The sequence below is a fragment of the Pseudenhygromyxa sp. WMMC2535 genome (assembly GCF_011083025.2).
Genome location: NZ_JABJWV010000001.1, coordinates 5828979 through 5849513, shown reverse-complemented (window position 1 = coordinate 5849513; position 20535 = coordinate 5828979). Strand labels below are relative to the sequence as shown.

2 protein-coding genes (1 of these 2 cut by a window edge) are annotated in these 20535 nt (G+C 74.4%); both read left to right on the top strand.

The genetic code is table 11. The annotated features are described in order from the left end of the window. A protein-coding gene (locus G6O69_RS22855) for an SDR family NAD(P)-dependent oxidoreductase (protein ID WP_172305632.1) crosses the window boundary here: on the top strand, positions 1 to 7138 show its 3' end. Its footprint begins 14636 nt before the window's first position; only the last 7138 of its 21774 coding nucleotides appear in the window; its start codon lies beyond the left edge, outside the window; the stop codon is at positions 7136 to 7138. Beyond that, positions 7135 to 20535: an SDR family NAD(P)-dependent oxidoreductase gene (locus G6O69_RS22850; protein WP_172305631.1), complete on the top strand. Its 13401-nt coding sequence runs from the start codon at positions 7135 to 7137 to the stop codon at positions 20533 to 20535. The genes G6O69_RS22855 and G6O69_RS22850 overlap by 4 nt, the downstream gene beginning before the upstream one ends.

Sequence of the window (20535 nt, the reverse complement as noted above, 5' to 3'; positions counted from 1 at the left end):
GCCCGAGCGCGTCGCCCCTGCGCTGATCTTGCTCTCCAATCGCCGCGCCGAGGGCCTCGACGAGCAGGTCCGCGCGCTGCTCGAGCGCCTCCGCGACCCCCGCGAGGACACCCTCCGCCTGGCCGACCTCGCGCTGACCTTGGCCCACGGCCGCGACGCCATGCGCGAGCGCCTGGCCGTGGTCGCTTCGACCCGCGTCGAACTCGAGGCCGCGCTCGAGGCTCACCTGCGCGGTGAGCCGGCCCGCGCCGGATCGCCGGCCCGCGCCGGATCGCCGGCCCGCGCCGGATCGCCGGCCCGCGCCGGCCGCTGGCGAGGGAGCGCCCGCCAGGCCACCAGCGAGGAGCTCACGCCGCGCCGGGCCGACGAGCTCGGCCACGCCGCCGCGCGCTGGATCGCAGGCGCGAGCGTCGACCTGCGCCCCTACACCGCCATGGACGCGGCCGCCCGCGTGCGCCTGCCGACCTACGCCTTCGAGCGTCGCCGCTGCTGGCTCGACCCCAAGGCGCACCCCTTCGCGCCCCAGCTGCCGCAGCAGCAAGAGCAGCAGGGCGCGGCCCAGCCCGTGGCGCAGCGAGACCCCGCCAGCCCGGTCGCCGCCTACTACGACCAGCTCAGCGATCACTTCGACCACGAGCGCGAGCAAGGCGGGAACCTCCTGCTCGCGCCCTTCCCCGAGATCCGCCCGGGCTTCTCCGCCGTGCGCATGCTCGCCGACCCGGCGCGCTACCCCGAGGCGCAGCGCTACGTGATCGAGCGCCAGCAGTACCTGCGCCAGCGCCTCTACGGCCTCGTCGATCTCGAGCGCGTCGGCCGGGTGCTCGACATCGGCTGCGGCGTGGGCACGGACATCATCGAGCTCGCGCGCTCCCGGCCGTCGCTGCGCGCCCACGGCTACAACATCTCGGCCCGCCAGGTCGAGCAATGCCGGCGCTCGATCGCCGCCGCGGGCCTGTCCGAGCGCGTCAGCGTGTCCTGCTGCGACAGCGCCCGCGACGACTTCCCAGGGGTCTACGACCTGGTCATCGGCTTCGAGGTCGCCTGCCACATCGGCGCCAAGCGAGAGCTGTTTGCGAACATCGCTCGACACCTCGCGCCCGGGGGCAAGGTCGTGCTCGCCGACATGGTCGCGGGCACGGTCACCGACGTCCGCATGCCCGAGCTCGGGCAGTTCACGGCCACCGAGGCCAACCTCGCGACCTTGCTCGCCGACGCCGGCCTGGCCCTGCGCCGGGTCGTGGACGCCAGCGACGCCATCGCCAACTTCCTGCACGACCCGGACTTCGAGGCCAACCTCGCGGCGGTCCACCGCGAGTTCCCCGAGCTCGCCGCGGGCGCGGACGAGCACCGCGGCTGGCACCGCTTTGGCAAGGCCCTGCGCACCCGGCTGTTCCGCTACGTCCTGCTCGAGATCGACGCCGCCCGCGAGGCCGAGCGCGACGATCGCCAGGCCCTCGCGCGGGCCAACCTCGCCGCGCTCGCGTCGGCGGAGGACATCTACCCGCGCCCCGGTCCGCGCGGACCTGCGCCCCAGCCCCGCCAGGCCCAAGGCCAGCATCAGGCCGCGGCGCAGGCACACGCCAGCACGGGCGGCAGCGCCCGCGTCGCGGTGCTCTCGACCATCACCGAGATCGCCGCCGCGGCCCTCGGCTTCGAGGCCGCCGAGATCGACGTCGACACCCCCTTCGCCGAGCTCGGCGTCGACTCGCTCCAGGGGCTCAAGATGCTCGACGACATCAACCGCGCCCTCGGCCTCGAGCTCCACGTCGAGGACCTCTACGACCAGCCGACCCTGCGCCGCCTGGCCCACGCGATCACGGCCCGCCACGGCGACAGCCTGCGCGCGCCCACGCCCGCTCAGCCGGCGCCCTCGCTCGACGCCAGCGCTGCCCACGACCCCGGCGACCGGGTCTCGGACAGCGCCCCCGCAGCTCGACCCGCGCGCCGCGGCCAGCGGGCGGCCAGCGACGACGCCGTGGCGATCGTCGGCATCGCCGGCCGCTTCCCGGGCGCGGACGATCCCGAGGCTTTCTGGGCGAACCTCGCCGCGGGCGTCGACTCGGTCCGCGAGGTCCCCCGCGATCGCTGGGACATCGATACGATCTACGACCCGGCCGGCGGCCACGGCCGCTCGCGCAGTAAGTGGGGCGCCTTCATCGACGGCGTCGACCGCTTCGATCCGCTCTTCTTCCGGATCTCGCCGCGCGACGCCAACTACATCGATCCGCAGCAGCGCCTCTTCCTCGAGGTCTGCTGGCACGCCCTCGAGGACGCGGGCTACGCCGGCGAGGGGCTCTCGCGGGCGCGGGTCGGCTGCGTCGCGGGCGTGGTCAACGACGACTACCGCGCGATGATCGACGCCTCGCGCGACACCCCCGTGGCCCGAGCCATGCTCGGCAACGCGAGCTCGCTGCTGTCCGCGCGCATCGCCTACTTCCTCGACCTGCGCGGGGCGGCGACGACCATCGACACCGGCTGCTCGTCCTCGCTGGTCGCCGTGCACATGGCCTGCCAGGCCCTCGCCCGCGGCGAGGCCGACATGATGATCGCCGGCGGCGTCACCCTCTACCTCAACGAGATGCCCTACGTGCTCATGAGCCACGCGGGCATGCTCTCGCCCACGGGCCGCTGCCGGGCCTTCTCCGCCGAGGCCGACGGCATCGCCCCCGGTGAGGCCGCCGCCGCCGTGATCCTCAAGCGCCTCGACGACGCGCTCGAGGACGGCGATCACATCTACGGGGTCATCCGCGGCTCCGGGGTCAGCCAGGACGGGCGGACCAACGGGATCACGGCGCCCAGCGCCGAGTCTCAGCGCGAGCTCGAGCTCGAGGTCTACGCCCGGGCGGGCGTCGGCGCCGAGCGGATCACCATGGTCGAGGCCCACGGCACGGGCACCCCCCTGGGCGACCCGATCGAGTTCTCGGCGCTGACCCAGGCCTTCCGCGCGCACACCGACGCGGAGCGCTTTTGTGCCCTGGGCACCGTCAAGTCCAACCTCGGACACACCTCGGCCGCGGGCGGCGTGGTCGCGCTGATCAAGGTCTTGCTGGCCATGCGCCACCGCCAGATCCCGCCGAGCCTGCACTTCGATCGCCCCAGCCCGCACCTGCGCCTGGACCACAGCCCCTTCTATGTCAGCCGCGAGCTCCACGACTGGCAGCCCGCCGGCCCGACGCGGATCGCCGCGCTCAGCTCCTTTGGCTGGAGCGGGACCAACGCCCACGTGCTCGTCGAAGAGCACCTGCCCGCGGCCCGCGAGCGCGCGCCCACGGGGCCCCAGCTGATCGTGCTCTCGGCCCGCAACCCCGAGCAGCTGCGCAGGCTCGCCGCCGACCTGCTCGCCGCCCTCGAGCGCGAGCCCCTGGCCCTCGGCGACGTCGCCACGACCCTCCAGCGCGGGCGCCTCGAGCTCGCCCATCGCTGCGCGTGGGTCGTGTCCAGCCACGCCGAGCTGCTCACCGCCCTGGCCGCGCTGACCCGCGGGCAGGTCGTGTCCGGGTGCTCGGGTCAGGTCAGCGCCCCCGACAACGCCGACCCGCTCACGCCGCGGCGTGGCCTGGTCCCGGGCTCCGCCAGCGAGCGCGCGGAGCTCGAGGCCCTCGCCCAGGCCTGGGTCGCCGGCCGGCGCGTGGCCTGGACCGCGCTCCACGAGGGCCGCGACCACCGGCGCGTGTCCTTGCCCGGCTACCCCTTCGAGCGCATGCGCTGCTGGTTCGACGTCGAGGCTGGCGAGCGCGCCTCGACCCCGGCGCCCGCCCCCGAGCCCGCTCCGAGCCCCTCGCCCGCCCCGAGCTCTGCGCCCGCCGCCGAGCTCGAGCGCCCCGGCGCCCGCGTCCGAGACCGCGATCCCGAGGTCGCGCGCTACTTCGCCCACGCCCGCTGGGAGCCCAGCGACACCCCCAACCTCCCCCTCGCGCCCCTCGACACCGGCCTGGTCCTGGTCGTCCATCCGCCAGGGTGGAGCGCCCTCGTCGACGCGGTCCACGGCGGCCTCGACGGCCTCGACCTCCAGGTGATCGGCGTCTGCTTGGGCGAGGTCGAGCGCCGCGTCGACGCGGGCTTCGAGATCGACGCCGACGACCCCGAGGCCTGGGACCGGCTGCTCGCCGAGCTCCTGCGCAGCGCCCCGGTCGCGGACCTGCACCGCGTCTACTGGCTGCCCGCGCTCTTCGACGCCGCGGCCCCCGGTCGCGCGCTCGCCGACTTCGAGCGCGCCCGCGAGCGCGGACTCGTGGGTCTGCTGCGCCTGGTCCGAGCCCTCCACGCCCGCGGCCTGCTCGCGCCCGAGCGCTGCCCGCAGCTGCGCGTGGCCACCCGCGACAGCCAGCGCGTCCTCCCCCAGCACCCGAGCACGCCCCACTACGCCGGCCTCGTCGGCCTGTGCCGCAGCCTCGCGGCCGAGCACCCCGAGCTCGAGGTCGCCTGCGTCGATCTCGACGGCCACGACCTCACTCGCGCCCGCGCCCAGGCGAGCACCGAGGTCGCCGCCTTGACCCGCTGGCTGCGCTGGATCCACCCCGCGGGAGAGCTGCGCACCGGCGGCGACGTGGCGATCCGCGGCGATCGTCGCTACGAGCGGCGCCTGCTCCCCCTGCACCTGCCGGCCGGCGCCCCTGCCATCACCCACGGCGGCGTCTACGTGCTCATCGGTGGCGGCGGCGGCGTGGGCATCGAGCTCGCCTCGCACCTCGCCGAGCGCTACCAGGCCAAGCTGATCCTCGTCGGTCGGCGCGAGCCCGACGCCCGCATGCGCGCGGCCTTCGAGGCCATGGCGGCCAGCGGCGGCGAGGTCGTCTACGTGCGCGCCGACGCCCGCCGCGTCGACGCCCTCGAGCGGGTGTTCACCGGCGCCCGCCGCCGCTTCGGCCGGGTCCACGGCGTGTTCCAGTCGGCCCTGGTGTTCAAGACCCAGGCCCTCGTCGAGATCAGCGACGACGATCTGCGCGACGTCTACTCGGCCAAGCTCGAGGTCAGCCACGCCCTGGCCACGGTCTGCGCCACGCTCGAGCTCGACTTCGTGGCCTTCTTCTCGTCGATGCTCGCCTTCTTCGCGGCCGAGCGTCAGGCCCACTACGCCGCCGCCTCGACCTTCTTCGACGCCTACGCGGCCTCCCTGCGCGGGCGCGTGCCCTGGCCGGTGCACGTGATCAACTGGGGCTTTTGGGACGTCAACGACATCGAGGACTCGAGCCGCGCGCGCATGGCCGGCCAGGGCGTGTTCTTCATGTCCCGCGAGGAGGGCAGCCTCGCCGTCGAGCGCGGCCTCGCCCACCAGCTCTCGCCGCTGCTCTGCGTCAAGGCGGACGACCACGGGGCGCGCTTTTTTGGCCTCGACCCCAGCGCCCGGGTCGAGCCCGCCGAGGCCGCCCCGCTCGTCGACCTCGAGCTCGTCGCGCCCCCCGAGCGCGCCCCGGAAGACCTCGACGCCCTCGAGCTCTTCCGCACGGCCAACGCCGCCGCCGTGCGCTTTTGCGAGGTCCTGCTGCTCGCGGCCTTCCAGCGCATGGGCGCCCTGACCCGCCCCGGCGAGCGCCACCGTCGCGACGATCTGCGCGCCCAGCTGGGCGTCGCCCCCAGCTTCCTCGGCCACTTCGACGTGCTCTTGCGCATCCTCGAGGACGGGGGCTTCGTCGAGCTCGACGGCCGCCAGGTCGTCAGCACCGCGGCGCTGCGCGACCCTGGCGTGCGCGCGGCCGTCGACGATCGCGCGGGCTACCGCGACGCCACCGTCGCCGCCCACGCCGAGGCCAAGGCCGCCATCGAGCTCGCCTTCGCCTGCCTCGAGCGCCTGCCCGAGGTCCTGCGCGGCGAGGTCCCGGCCACGGAGGTCCTGTTCCCCAACTCGTCGACGGCCCTCGTCGAGGGCGTCTACCGCGGCAACCTCGTCACCGACTACTTCAACGGCATCGTCGCCGAGGTCGTGACCGCCCTCGCCAAGGCGCGGGCCGGCACACGCGAGGGCCGCGTCGAGCTGCTCGAGATCGGCGCGGGCACGGGCGGGACCTCGAACTACGTGTTCGACGCCCTCGCCGGCGCCAGCGAGCTCGACGGGCGGCTGCGCTACGCCTTCACCGACATCTCCCGGGCCTTCGAGCTCATGGGCAAGGCCGAGTTCGGCCCGCGCTACTCCTTCGTCGACTTCGGGACGCTCGACATCGAGGGCGACGTCGAGGCCCAGGGTTACACCCCCGGCGGCTACGACGTGATCGTCGCCGCGAACGTGCTCCACGCGACCCGGCGCATCGACGAGACCCTGGCCCGCGTCGATCACCTGCTGCGGCCCGGCGGCGTGCTCGTGCTCTACGAGCTCACCCAGCTCCAGGCGGTGATGTCCCTGACCTTCGGGCTGATGGACGGCTGGCGCCTGTTCGAGGACAGCGCCCAGCGCATCGAGGGCTCGCCGCTGCTCTCCGTCGACATGTGGGAGGCCCGCTTCGAAGCGCTCGGCTGGCGCGCGCTGACCTACGGCGCCGCGGTGGCCGGACCCGAGGGCTGCACCCAGGCCGTGTTCGTCGCCCAGAAGTCCCCGTGGGTCCCCGCCCGCGCCCCCACGGCCGACTCGCCCGCCCTGCGCAGGCCCGCCGCGCCCGCCCTGCGCAGGCCCGCCGCGCCCACGCCTTCACCTGCGCCTTCACCAACACCGCAGGCGACCCCCAGCGCACCCCGACACGCCAGCGCGCCTCGACACACCAGCGCGCCCACGGCCGACTCGCCCGCGGGCATCGAGTCCCGCGTGCGCGCGTGCATCGTCCGCGTGCTCCAGATCCCCGCCAAGGACTACGAGCTCGACCTCCCCTTCGCCGAGATGGGCGTCGACTCGATCCTCGCCGTGGACCTCATCAACGACCTCAACGCCACCCTCGACGTGCGCCTGCGCGGCACGGACATGTTCAACCTGCCCACGCCCAGGGCGCTGTGTGAGTACCTCCTGCAGCACTACCCGCAGCTCGCAGACGCGGGCGGGACCCAGCGCGCAGACACACCTCCGAGCGCCAAAGCGCCGGCTCCACCACCGCCCAAAGAACCCGGCTCCAACGGCCACGACCGCGAGGACCAAGAGCTCCTCGACGTGCTGCGCCGGCTCGGATCGGGGCACGCGAGCATCGCCGAAGCCGAAGGGATCTTGACCGACCGATGACGACCCAGCGCCAAATCCTCGAGCAGGTCCAAGCTGGCCAGCTGTCCTATATCGAGGCCTACGAGCGACTCTCGCAGGTCCCCCTCTCGCCCCGGAGCGCCCGCGAGGCTCGCGGCTCGGGCCGAGCCCCCGCGCCCGAGCAGCCCGCCCCCGAGCAGCCCTCGCCCCGCGCCAGCGCCCCCGCCCTCGACAGCTCGCGGGTCGCCGTGATCGGCATCTCGGGTCGCTTCCCCGGCGCCCCCGATCTCGACGCCCTGTGGACCATGCTCCGCGAGGGCCGCTCGGCGATCACCGAGGTCCCCGCCCAGCGCTGGAACCACGCCGAGATCTACGACCCCGAGGCCAAGCAGCGCGGTCGGACCTACGCCCGGCGAGGGGGCTTCGTCGCCGACATCGATCGCTTCGACGCCCGCTTTTTCAGGCTCAGCCCGCGAGAGGCCCGCTTCCTCGACCCGCAGCAGCGCGTGTTCTTGCAGGAGTGCTGGCGCGCCATCGAGGACGCAGGCTACGCCGCCGACGCCCTCGCCGGCTCGCGCACGGGGATCTTCGTCGGCTGCAAGGGCGCCGACTACCAGCTGCGCTTGCAGTCCCAGGATCTCTCGGCCCTCGACGTGACCGACAGCCACCTCTTTGGCGGCAACGACATCTCGATGCTGCCCGCGCGCGCGGCCTACTTCCTCGATCTGCGCGGCCCGGCGATCCCGATCAACACCGCCTGCTCCTCGTCCATGGTCGCCCTCCACCTCGCGTGCGAGAGCCTGGCCAGCGGCCAGTGCGAGCTGGCGATCGCCGCCGGCGTGGAATTCATGACGACCCCGGGGCTGTTCGTGTCGATGGCCAGCTCCGACGCGCTCTCGCGCTCCGGCAGCTGCAACGCCTTCTCCAACGACAGCGACGGCCTCGTCCTCGGCGAGGGCGCCTGCGTCGTGCTGCTCAAGCCCCTCGACCGCGCCCTCGCCGACGGCGATCCCATCCACGGGGTGATCCGCGCCTCGGGCATCAACCAAGACGGCAAGAGCGCGGGGATCAACGCGCCCAACGGCGCGGCCCAGACCGCCCTCGAGGTCGCGGTCTACGAGCGCGCCGGCGTCGACCCGGCGCAGATCAGCTACGTCGAGGCCCACGGCACGGCGACCGCCCTCGGCGACCCCATCGAGTATCACGCGCTGACCGACGCCTTCCGCCAGTTCACGGATCGCGCGGGCTACTGCCCGATCGGGACGATCAAGACAAATATCGGCCACCCGCTCTCGACCGCGGGCCTCGCCGGCCTGGCCAAGGTCCTGCTCAGCCTGCGCCACGAGCAGCTCCCGCCCTCGCTCAACTTTCACGGCTTCAACCGGCTGATCGACGCCGAGGGCTCGCCCTTCTTCGTCAACACCAGCTTGCGCCCGTGGCCGCGGCGCGCCGACGCCCCGCGGATCGCCGCGATCAGCTCCTTTGGGTTCAGCGGGACCAACGCCCACATCCTCGTCGAGGAGGCCCCCGCGCCCGCGCCCCGCGAGCCACGGGCCGCGGGCGAGCCCCAGCTGATCTTGCTCTCGGCCAGGACCCAGACCGCGCTCGCGGCTCGCCTGCGATCGCTGCTCGACCTGTGCCAGGGCCCCGAGGCCGGGGCGCTCGAGCTCGCCGACCTCGCCCACACCCTGCACCGCGGGCGCGTGCACATGCGCTGGCGGATCGCCTGGGTCGTCGACGATCTCGACGAGCTGCGCGCGCAGCTGAGCGCCGCCCTCGCTCAGCCTAGCTGCGGGCGCGAGCTCGCGCCGCCGAGCCAGGCCCAGCGCGGGCTCTTCGACAAGCTCGGCGCGCTGCTCGCGAGCAGCGCCCTCGACCGAGGCTCTCGCCGCGGAGCCCTCGTCGCCCTCGCCGACCTCTACACCAGCGGCCTCGTCTGCGCCTGGGCGCTGCTCCACGACCCCGCCAGCGCCCGGCGGCTGCGCCTGCCGACCTACACCTTCGACGAGCGCGGCTACTGGCTCGACGCGCCGACCTCGAGCCTGCTGTGGCCTCCCCTCGAGCAAGCAGGGCGCGCCGAGCCTGCCGCCCCAGCGGCCCCAGCCCATCCAGCCCCCGAACCCGCGGCCACCACCTGCTACTTCGAGGCTCGCTGGCGGCCCTACCCGCTGCTTCCCGAGGGCCCGCGCAGCGCCGACGTGGTCGGCGACCTGCTGGTGCTCGACGACGACGGCCGGCTCAGCGCGCGGCTGCGGGCCGCGGCGCCGCGACGTCGCCTGATCCGAGTCTGCGCGAGCGATCGGACCCACGCGACCGAGGACGGCTGGCGCTGCCGCGTCGACGCTGCCGGTCGCTGGGACTGGGAGGCCCTGCTCACCGCCATGCGCGAGGCCGGCGTGCGCCCAGCCCAGCTCATCTTCGCCCCGGCCGACACGGCCGACACGACCAACCAGGCCAACCCAGCTGGAGGCGCCCTCGCCCTGCTCGGCCTGTGCCGCGCCCTGCTGCGCGCCCCCGCCAGCGCCGCGAAGACCGTCGACATCCTCGTCCCCCACCGCGAGCACGCCGGCCTCCCGACGCCGGCCAACGCGGCCTTTGGCGCCTTCGCGCGGACCTTGGCCGTCGAGAGCCGGCGCGTCCGCTGTCGCAGCGTCGGCTTTGGCGACGATATCGACGCAGCGCGCCTGCTCTCCGAGCTCGACGACTTCGCGCGAGAGGCCCCCGAGGTCCGCTGGCACGCGGGCGAGCGCAGGGCCCCGACCCTCGTCCGCGCGCACCAGCCCGCGCCCACGCCGAACACCGAGGGCCTGCGCCGCGGCGGCGTGTTCTTGCTGACCGGCGGCTGCGGCGGCATCGGCTCGCGCCTCGCCGCCCACCTGTGCCAGGCCCACGGCGCCCGCCTGGTGCTCACGGGCCGCGCCGAGGCGCCCCCGCCAGGTCTGCTCGACGAGCTGCGCGCGCGCGGTGGCGAGGCCATCTACCTGCGCTGTGATCTTGGCGTCGCCGCCGAAGTCGAGGCCCTCCTCGCCCAGGTCCGCGCCCGCTTCGGCCGCGTCGACGGGGTCTTCCATCTCGCCGGGGCCCTCGCCGACGCCCTCGTCGTCAACAAGCGCCCCGAGGACGCGGCCGCGACCTTCGCCGCCAAGGTCTCCGGCCTCGAGCACCTCGATCGCGCGACTCGAGACGACGACCTCGCGCACTTCGTGGTCTTCTCGTCCCTCGCGGCCGTGCGTGGAAACCCCGGCCAGGCCGACTACGCCTACGCCAACGCGTTCATGGACGCCTTCGTGCGCCGACGCGAGCGCCAGCGCCTCACCGGCGAGCGCAGCGGACGAAGCCTCGCGATCCAGTGGCCGCAGTGGGACGGGCCCGGCATGCGCCTCGCCCCCGAGGTCCGCGAGCTCATGGCGAGCCTGGGCATGCACGAGCTGCCCTTCGCCGCGGGCGTCGAGGCCCTCGAGCTGCTCTTGCGCAGCGAGGCCCCCGTGGTCGCCGTCGCCCACGGCGACCCCGAGGCCCTCACCCGGCTGATGGCGCCCCCGCCCAGCGCCTCCCCCGAGGCCTCGAGCCCGCGCCAGGACGCCCCCGACTACGACCCCCGCGCCCTCGAGGGCGCGGTCACCCGCCTGCTCGCGCGGATCTTCGCCGAGGTCACCGAGATCCCCCTGTCCGAGATCGATCCCGCGCTCTCCTTCGAGGAGTACGGCGTCGACTCCGTCATGGTCAAGAGCCTCAACGTCAAGCTCGTCCGCGAACTCGGCGAGCTGCCCAAGACCTTGATGTTCGAGTGTCAGACCCTCGGCGAGCTCGGAACCCTGCTCGTCGAGCAGCACGCCGACGCCCTCGCCAGCCGCCTCGGCCTCGCCAGCCCCGCCAGCTCGCCCGAGCTCGCCCAGGCGCCGCGCGACGACCGTCGCACGGACCTGCCCGCGCCCGCGCCCGTCGAGCCAGCGCCCGCGCCCAGCTTTCGCGCCCGCGCGCACGCATCGAGCGAGCCCGCCCCCGCCGAGCCCGGACAGCACCGCGCGCGCGCCAGCTCGGCGCAAGTCGAGGGCCTCGACATCGCCGTCGTCGGCCTCGCCGGCCGCTACCCCGACGCCCCGGATCTCGACATCTTCTGGCGAAACCTCTGCGCCGGACACGACGCCATCTCGGAGGTCCCCGCCACCCGCTGGGAGGTCGAGCGCTTCTTCGATCCCGACCCGCAGACCGCGGCCAAGGGCAAGTCCTACTGCAAGTGGGGCGGCTTCCTCGACGACATCGATCGCTTCGACGCGGCCTTCTTCCGCATCTCCCCGCGCGAGGCCGAGACCATGGATCCCCAGGAGCGGCTGTTCCTCGAGTGCGCCTGGCAGGCCTTCGAGGACAGCGGCCACCGCTTCCCCCTCGCCTCGCCGCGCAAGCGCCCGAGCCAGGCGAAGGTCGGCGTGTTCGTCGGGGTGACCACGAACACCTACCAGCTCTACGGCCCCGAGCAGTGGGCCAAGGGCAACTACGAAGCGCACCCCAGCTCCTCGCCCTGGTCGATCGCCAACCGCGTGTCCTATCTCTTCGGCCTCGAGGGGCCGAGCATGGTCGTCGACACGGCCTGCTCGTCCTCGCTCGTCGCCCTGCACCTGGCCTGCGAGAGCATCGCCCGGGGCGAGTGCGAGGCGGCCCTGGTCGGCGGGGTCAACCTCTACACCCACCCCGCCAAGTACGTGGTCATGTCGCGCATGCACATGCTGTCTCGCAGCGGGCGCTGCCACACCTTTGGCGCGGGCGCGGACGGCTTCGTGCCCGGCGAGGGCGTGGGCGCCGTCTTGCTCAAGCCCTACGCGGCGGCGCTGCGCGACGGCGACGCGATCCGTGCCCGCGTCCGCGGCAGCGCCGTCAACCATGGCGGCAAGACCACGAGCTACACCGTCCCCAACCCCAGCGCGCAGGCCGAGCTGATCCACGCCGCGCTCACCCGCGCCGGCGTCGATCCGCGCAGCGTCGGCTACGTCGAGGCCCACGGCACCGGCACCGAGCTCGGCGATCCCATCGAGCTGCGCGGCCTCGACCGCGGCTACGGCTCGCCCGCCACCGAGGGCGCCGAGCTCCCCGACTGCGCCATCGGCTCGGTCAAGTCGAACATCGGCCACCTCGAGGCCGCCGCGGGCATCGCCGGGCTGACCAAGATCGTCCTCCAGCTTCAACACCGCACCTTGGTGCCCTCGCTGCACGCCGATCCGCCCAACCCCAACCTCGACTTCTCGGCCAGCCGCTTCCGGGTCCAGCGCGCGCTCGCGCCCTGGCCCGCGCCAGACAGCGGCCCGCGCCGCGCCGCGCTGAGCTCCTTCGGGGCGGGCGGAACCAACGCCCACCTGATCCTCGAGGAGGCCCCCGGCCTGGTCGAGGATCAGTCACCCGCGCGCCACGACGCTCCACAGCTGGCGCAGCTCATCGTGCTCTCCGCCGCGAGCCGCGGGCGCCTGCGCGCCTCCGCCCGGGCGCTGCTGCGCTTCGTCGAGGCCCAGCGCGCGGGTGATCCGAGCGCGCGGCTTTGCGATCTCGCCTACACGCTCCAGGTCGGACGCGACGCCATGGCCGAGCGCTTCGCCGTCGAGGTCGACTCGTGGGCGAGCCTCGCCCACGCCCTGCGCCCCCTCGCCCAGGACAGCGCGGCAGTGACGGCCAAGCCCGGCCGAGACGGACACAAACGCGAGCTGCTCGAGCGCCTGCTCGAGGGCGAAGAGGGGGCCGCCTTCCTCGACGGCCTGTGCCGCGCCCGCAAGCTCACCAAGCTCGGGCTGCTGTGGGTCGAGGGCGCCGAGCTCGACTGGTCGCGGCTGCACGACGGCCCGCGCCAGCGCCTCGCGCTGCCGAGCGCGCCCTTCCAAGGTCGCCGCTACTGGTTCCAGACCCACAGCGGCCACGGCCACAATCTCGATCACAGCGGTCAGCGCCCGCACCCCATGCTGCTCGCCAACCGGACCACGCTCTCTGGCCTGCGCTACGAGATCGCCCTCGATCCCCAGGACTATTGGTTTCGCGACCACATCGTCTTCGCCGAGCCGGTGATCCCCGGCGTCGGTCTGCTCGAGCTCGCCCAAGCCGCGGGCTCCCTGGTCAGCGAGCGCCCCGTGACCCGCCTGCGCCGCGTGGCCTGGCTCGAGCCCCTGGCGATCAGCGCCACCGCCACCGAGCAGCGCAGCCACATCGAGCTCGAGCCGCGCGCCGACGCCCTCGCCTTCGAGGTCGACAGCCGCAGCGAGGACGCGCGCCGCGTCCACGCCCGCGGACTGCTCGACTGGGCCCCGCCGAGCAGCGCCTCGCCCACGCGCCTCGAGCTCGCGGCGATCCGCGAGCGCTGCGGGGCCCCCCTCGCCGCCGCCGCGCTCTACCCCGACGCCGAGAGCGTGGCCGCCGACGCGGCCCCGCCCGTGCGCATCGGGCCGTCCCTGCGCTCGATCCACACGCTGTGGGTCGGCGAGGACGAGGTCCTCGTCCGCCTCGAGCAGCCTGTCGACGCGGCCAGCGAGCAGCGCCTCCAGGTCGCCATGCTCGACGGCGCCGTCCAGGCCTCGGTGGCCTTCGGCGGCCTCGACCGCCTCGCCTCGCGCTCGCTCTTTCCGCTGTCGATCGACGCCCTCGAGATCCACGCGCCGATCCCCGCCCGCGCCTACGCCCACTTGCGCCTGGTCGCTACCACCGGCGACGCGCGCCGGGGCACCGCCCGCTTCGACATCACGATCGTCGACGACGAGGGCCGTCCGGTCGTCGACATCCGCGGCTACGTCGCCCGCGTCCTCGCCCTGCGCGAGGCCGAGCCCACCAGCTTGCTGCTCGAGCCCGCCTGGACCCCGCTGCGCTCACCCAGCCCCGCTCGCGCCCAAGCGACGGCGAGCCCCGGCGCCGCGCTGCTCATCGGCGCGGACCCTGCCCTGGCCACGGCCATGTCCGCGGCCATGCCTGGCGTGCCCCTGATCTGCGCCGAGGCTGGCCCGGACTTCAGCGCGCGCTCGGGCGAGGGGTCGCTCGCCAGCCGCGTCGCCCTGCGCCTCGGCCACGCCGGGGATCTTCGCCGCCTCGTCGAGCTCGCCCAATCCCACGCCCAATCCCACGCCCAATCAGGGCCCCTGTGGATCGTCCTCGCCAGCACCCTGGCCGAGCGCGCCCCCCTCGACGAGACCTCCGACGCCGCGACAGCCCTCGACGCCCCGCTCGAGGCCGGGCTGTTCACGCTCTACGGCCTCGCCGCCGCCCTGCTCGAGGGCGGCGATGCGACTGGTCGCAACCCGGCCGGCGGCAATGCGGCCGGCGCCAGGTCCCCGGCGGCGCGCGCCTGCGTGGTGATCGCGACCCGCTCCCCCGAGGGCCGCGAGCACCCCGTCCACGCCTCCCTCGGCGCCTTCACGCGCTCGGCCAATCAAGAGCGGAGCGCCCTTCGCTTCACCCGCCTCGACCTCGTCGATCCCCTCGCGCCGCCGCAGCTCGCCGCGCAGGTCGTCGCCGCGCTCGCGGACATGTCCGCGGGCGACGACGACACCCTCGAGCCCGAGCGCCGCGTCCGAGATGGCCTGCGCTGGCGCCGAAGCCTGCGCGAGCTGGGCGTGGGTGAGGCCGACGTGGCCCCGCCCTGGTCCGAGCTGCTCCCGCCCGCGCCCCGGGTGGTGATCGCCGGCGGCACCGGCGGACTCGGTCTCGCCATCGCCGAGGACCTCGCGCCCCTCGAGGGCGCCCGGCTGCTCCTCCTCGGCCGCAGCCCCGGCGACCACGTGCGCGTGCGCGCGGCGCTCGAGCGCCTGCGCCAGCGCGGCGCCGAGGTCGAGTACGCCGCCCTCGAGCTCGCCGACGACGGCCGCCTCAGCTCGCGCCTCGCCGCCCAGCGCGAGCGCTGGGGTGCCTTCGATCTCGTCGTCCACGCCGCGGGCGAGCTGCTCGAGGGCTACGTCGGCGAGCGCCCCCGGGAGCAGGTCGAGGCCGTGCTCGCCGCCCGCGTGCGCGGGACCGTGGCCCTCGACCGCGCCACGGCCGGCGATCCCCTCGCCCGCTTCGTGCTCTGCTCCTCGCTCTCGGCCGTGCTCGGCAACCCCGCGCAGACCGACAGCGCCTTCGCCCACGCCTTCATGGCTCACTTCGCCAGCTGGCGCGACGCGGCCGTCGCCGCAGGCACCCGCGCTGGCGCGAGCCTGACCATCGACTGGCCGCTGTGGGAGGTCGGCCGCGTCGGCGACGTCTCGCCCCAGGTCCTGGTCTGGCTCGAGCAGACCCTCGGCGTCCGCCGCCTCCACGCCGACGAGGGCCTCGCGCTCCTGCGCCGCGGGCTGGCCAGCGGTCGGCCGCGCCTCGCCGCGCTCGCCGGCGACCTCCCCCGCATCCGCAGGCAGCTGCTCGACGACGGCTCCACCCGCCCCGCGGCGAGCCGCGCCTCACAGGCCCCGAGCGCGCCGACATCGGCCGCAGCCACACCGAGCGCAGCGCCGAGCGCCCCCGCATCGGAGGACCCCAAGCGCCTCACCGCCGAGGTCACCGCGGAGCTGCGCCGCATCGCCGCCGAGCTGCTCAAGCTCCCCCTCGACGAGCTCGACGTCGACGCCGACCTCGCGCACTTCGGCTTCGAGTCGATCACCACCATCGACTTCACCAACGCGCTCAACCGCCGCTACGGCGTCGACGCCATGCCGACGATGTTCTTCGAGTCGCGGACCCTGGCGAGCGTCGCCAGCCAGCTGATCGCCGAGTTCCCCGAGGCCGTCGCCGCCCACCACGGCCCCGCCCCAGCTCTCGCCCCCATCCAAGCCCAGGCCCAGCCCCCTTCGACCCCCACGCTCGCGCGCGAGCCTGCCGAAGACCCCCTGGCCTCGCCGTGGCTGGCCGCGGCCGCGCCCGCTGCCACCGTCGAGCCCGCGCGGCCCCAGCCCGCCGCGCGCCTCGTCGACGAGCCCGTGGCGATCATCGGCATGAGCGGAGCCATGCCCGGCTCCCCCGATCTCGAGGCCTTTTGGGCCAACCTCGTCGAGGACCGCGAGCTCGTCGTCGAGGTCCCCGAGGAACGCTGGCGCTGGCGAGACCACGCGACCGATAAATTCTCCCCGCGCTGGGCCGGCCTGATGGACGAGGTCGACCACTTCGACCCGCTCTTCTTCGGCGTGTCGCCACGCGAGGCCGCGCTCATGGATCCCCAGCACCGCCTGGTCCTCGAGCACGGCTGGCGCGCGCTCGAGGACGCGGGCGTCCGCCCCTCGAGCCTCGCCGGCTCGCGCACGGGCGTGTTCGTCGGGGTCGCCAACGCCGACTACGCCGACCTCGTCCGCGAGCGCCTGCCCGAGATGGAGGCCCACGGCGCCCTCGGCCTGTCCCAGTGCATCCTGCCCAACCGCCTGTCCTTCATGCTCGACCTGCGCGGGCCCAGCGAGCCGGTGAACACGGGCTGCTCCAGCGCCGTGGTGGCGATCCACCGCGCCGTCGAGGCGATCCGCAGTGACCGCTGCACCCTGGCCCTCGCCGGCGGCGTGCACGTGCTGCTCAACCCCCTGGTGCCCGTGTTCTTCGGCCACGCCGGAGCCCTGAGCGCGGACCACCGCGTGCGCGCCTTCGATCGCGGGGCCTCGGGGACCTTGCTCGGCGAGGGCGTGGGCATGATCGCCCTCAAGCCGCTCTCGGCCGCGCTCGCCGACGGCAACCCGATCCACGCGATCATCCGTGGCGTCGGCGAGAACCACGGCGGCCACGCCTCCTCGCTGACGGCCCCCAACCCCGAGGCCCAGGTCGAGCTGATCGAGTCGGTCTACACCGCCGCCGACGTCGACCCGGCGACCGTCGACTACGTCGAGGCCCACGGGACCGGGACCTTGCTCGGCGACCCCATCGAGCTCAAGGCGCTGCGCGAGGCCTTCACGCGCCTGCACGCCGCCCGCGGGCGAGCGCTGCCCAGCGAGCCCGCGATCGCCGTCAGCTCGGTCAAGTCGAACATCGGCCACCTGATGACCGCGGCCGGCATCGCCAGCGTGTTCAAGGTGGTCCTGGCCTTCGCCCACCATCGCCAGCCCGGCACCCGCCACTTCGAGGCGCTCAACAGCTTCGTCGATCTCCGCCGCTCGCCCTTCACGGTCCGGGCCGAGCACCGCCCCTGGCCCGCGCCCACGGACGCCCTCGGCCAGCCTCGCCCGCGCCGCGCGTCGGTGAGCTCCTTTGGCATGGGAGGCGCCAACGCCCACCTGATCCTCGAGGAGCACATCGAGGCGCGCCCGCGCCTCGCAGACCCCCGCGCCCAGCTCGTCCCGATCTCCGCCAAGACCCCCGAGCGCCTACAGGCCCAGCTCCTCGCCCTGCGCGAGGCGATCACGGCCTGGCCGGCCGACCCCGCCGCCCTCGCCGAGATCGCCTTCACGCTTCAGACCGGCCGCGACGCCATGCCAGCGCGGGTGGCGATCCTCGCCGAGGACCTCGACCAGCTCGGTGAGGCCCTCGACGCCGCGCTGGCCGGCCGCGAGCACCCGCGCTGCTGGCGAGGCGCGCTCCAGCCCGAGCCGCGCAGGCGCCCCAGCCAAGACCCCAGCCTCGCGCCCTTGCTCGCCGCGCGGACGCTGAGCGAGCTCGCCCAGCGCTGGGCCGCCGGCGCCGAGCTCGACTGGCTGGCGCTGTGGCCCGACCAGCGCCCGCGCCTCGTCCACCTGCCGACCTACGCGTTCGCGCCCATGCGCTGCTGGCTGAGCCCCAGCGGCGAGACCATCTTCGAGCCCGCCCAACCTGTCCGACCTGATCAGGTTGATCAGGTTGATCAGGTTGATCAGCCTGGCCCGCGCCCCGCCTACTACGGTTACCGCTGGCGCCCCGCCCCGCTCGCCGCCCCCACCGGCGACGCCACGCCCCCCGCCCCCGCGCTGATCTTCGACGCCGCGGGGGCGAGCCTGGCCAGCGCTGGCCTCGACGGCCCGCGCGAGGCCCTCGACATCGAGCTCACCCGCGAGCCCAGCTACGAGGAGGCCCTGCGCCGCCTGCACGAGCGCGGCCTCCTGCCCGCCCAGGTCGTGCTCACCAGCGCCTTCGCAGGCGACCCCATCGATGCGCTCTTCTTCATCTTCCGTGGCTACGCCGCGCTCAAGCAAAAGCGCGCCCTCGAGCAGGTGATGATCGCCTACCCGCTCGAGCCGGGCCGTGAACAGGGCGAGCGCGCCGGCTTCGAGGCCCTCGCGGGCTACGGCGCCGCGCTGCCGACGATCTTCCCGCGCGCGCGTCTGACCCTCGTCGGCCTCGACGCGGCGGCCCTCGAGCGCGAGCTCGCCCTGCTCACGGCCGAGCTCGACGCGCGCGAGGCCGGCGAGCCCAGCTTGGAGCTGCGCTACCGCGGCGCGCTCCGTGAGCGCCGCCGGGCCACGGCGCTGCCGATCCCCCCGGCCAGCGCCGCGACCACGAAAGACAGCGCGAGCGAGCGCCCCGTCGTGCTGATCACCGGCGGCCTCGGCGGCCTCGGGCTGATCTTCGCCCGCTACTACGCCCAGCGCTACCACGCCCGGCTCGCGCTCCTCGGCCGCTCGGCCCTCGACGAAGGCAAGCGCGCCGCCCTGGCCGAGCTCGAGGCGCTCGGCGGCGAGGTGATCTACCTGCGCGCGGACGTCTCCGATCCGACCCAGCTCGAGGCCGCCGTGGCCGACGCCCGCGCGCGCTTCGGCCCGCTCGAGGTCGTGCTGCACAGCGCGGGCGTGGCGAACCAGCTCCCCCTGACCCAAAAGGACCACCAGCGCTTCCGCTCGACACTCGCCCCCAAGCTCGAGGGCACCCGCAGCCTCGACGCGCTCACCCGCGAAGACCCCCTGCGCCTCTTCGCCCTGTTCTCCTCGACCTCCGTGCAGTTCGGCGACATGGGCCAGGGCGACTACGCCGTGGGCAACCGCTACATGGACGCCTTCGCCGGCCAGCGGGCGAGCGAGGGCGCCCCGGGCCACTCGCTAGCGATCAACTGGCCGCTGTGGCGAGAGGGAGGCTTTCGCCTCGAGGGCGCCGACGAGGCCGCGGCGCTCGAGTTCTCGGGCATGGCCTACCTCGAGATCCCCGCCGGGCTCGAGGCCTTCGAGGTCGCCCGCGGCCTCGGCGAACATCAGGTGATCGTCGTCGTGCCCAAGCAGCGCGCGCGAATCGAGCGCTTCCTCGGCGTCACCGACGAGAGCCCCGCGCCCCTCGCCGCCAAGCCCCCGCGCGCAGCCGCGACCCGGGCGGCGCGCCCAGCTGGCGAGGCGCCTGCCCCTGCGCCGACCCAGCCCAGCTCCGCGCCCAACTCCGCGCCCAACACAGACCTGACCGAGCGCCTGATCGCGGAGCTGACCGCCCTCGCCTCGGGCGTCCTCGACCTCGACGCGGCACAGATCCCGCCCCAGGCCGACCTGATCGGCTTTGGCCTCGACTCGATCAAGGTCGCCGAGTTCATCAGCGCCCTCAACGAGCGCTTCTTTGCCCTCGACCTCAACCAGACCGAGATCTTTGGCCGTCAGACCATCGCCGAGATCGCGGAGCACCTCCTGGCCGAGCATGGCGATGCGCTCGCGGCCGAGCTCGCCCCCGAGCGCTCCCCCGAACACTCCCGAGGCGAGCAGCCCCCCGCGGCGGCCGCGAGCGCCAAGGGCCGCCCTCGCCTCGCGCCCGAGCTCGTCCCGCTCCAGCGCCCGGCCGCGCCAGCCGCCCCGCCCTCGTTTTGGATCCCGGGCTCCTACGGCTTCTCGCAGAGCTTCGTGAACCTCCCCGAGGTCCTCGGCCCCGAGCAGGCGATCTACGCCTTCCACGCCCGCGGCAACGACGGCAAGCGCATGCCCTTCCACCGCCTCGAGGACATGGTCGCGCACTACATCGAGAGCGCGCGAGCGGCCGAGCCCGGCGGCGGCTGGCGCCTCGGCGGCTACTCCTTCGGCGGCCTCGTCGCCTTCGAGATGGCCCAGCAGCTGGCGCGCGCGGGCGAGCCCCCCGCCGCCCTGGTGCTCTTCGACACCTACCCGCCGACCCAGTGGATCTACGACATGACCCAGCGCGAGGCCGACGTCACCGCGATGATGCTCACCCTCGCAAACTTCCTCACGGGCTACGGCGAGGACGCCCAGCGCATCCTCCCCGCCGATCTCGAGGGCGTCCCCCCGCGCCTGCACATCGCTCGCCTCGTCGAGCTGATCCACGAGCGCGGGAAGACCAAGCTCCCCGCCGACGAGCTGTTTGGGATCTTCCGCGGCTCGAGCGAGGTCAACGACTACGCCTCCGAGGTCTACCGCAGCTACGAGCCAGCGCCCTACACCGCCTCTGCGGTGCTCTACGTCCGCGCAGGCGCCGGCCTCGACCCCTACATCGCCGACTACGACTACCTCGATGTCTGGCGCGCGCTGATCCCCGCGCTCGAGGTGATCGAGGCCCCCTTCTCCCACGCCAAGCTCATGCAGCCCCCGGCCCTCGCCCACGTCGGCGAAGCGCTCCGCGACTTCTTCAACCGATAG

What these genes read in the sequence shown, in the direction of transcription:
- G6O69_RS22850 (WP_172305631.1), top strand. Translation starts at nt 7,135, where the DNA reads ATGACGACCCAGCGCCAAATCCTCGAGCAGGTCCAAGCTGGCCAGCTG.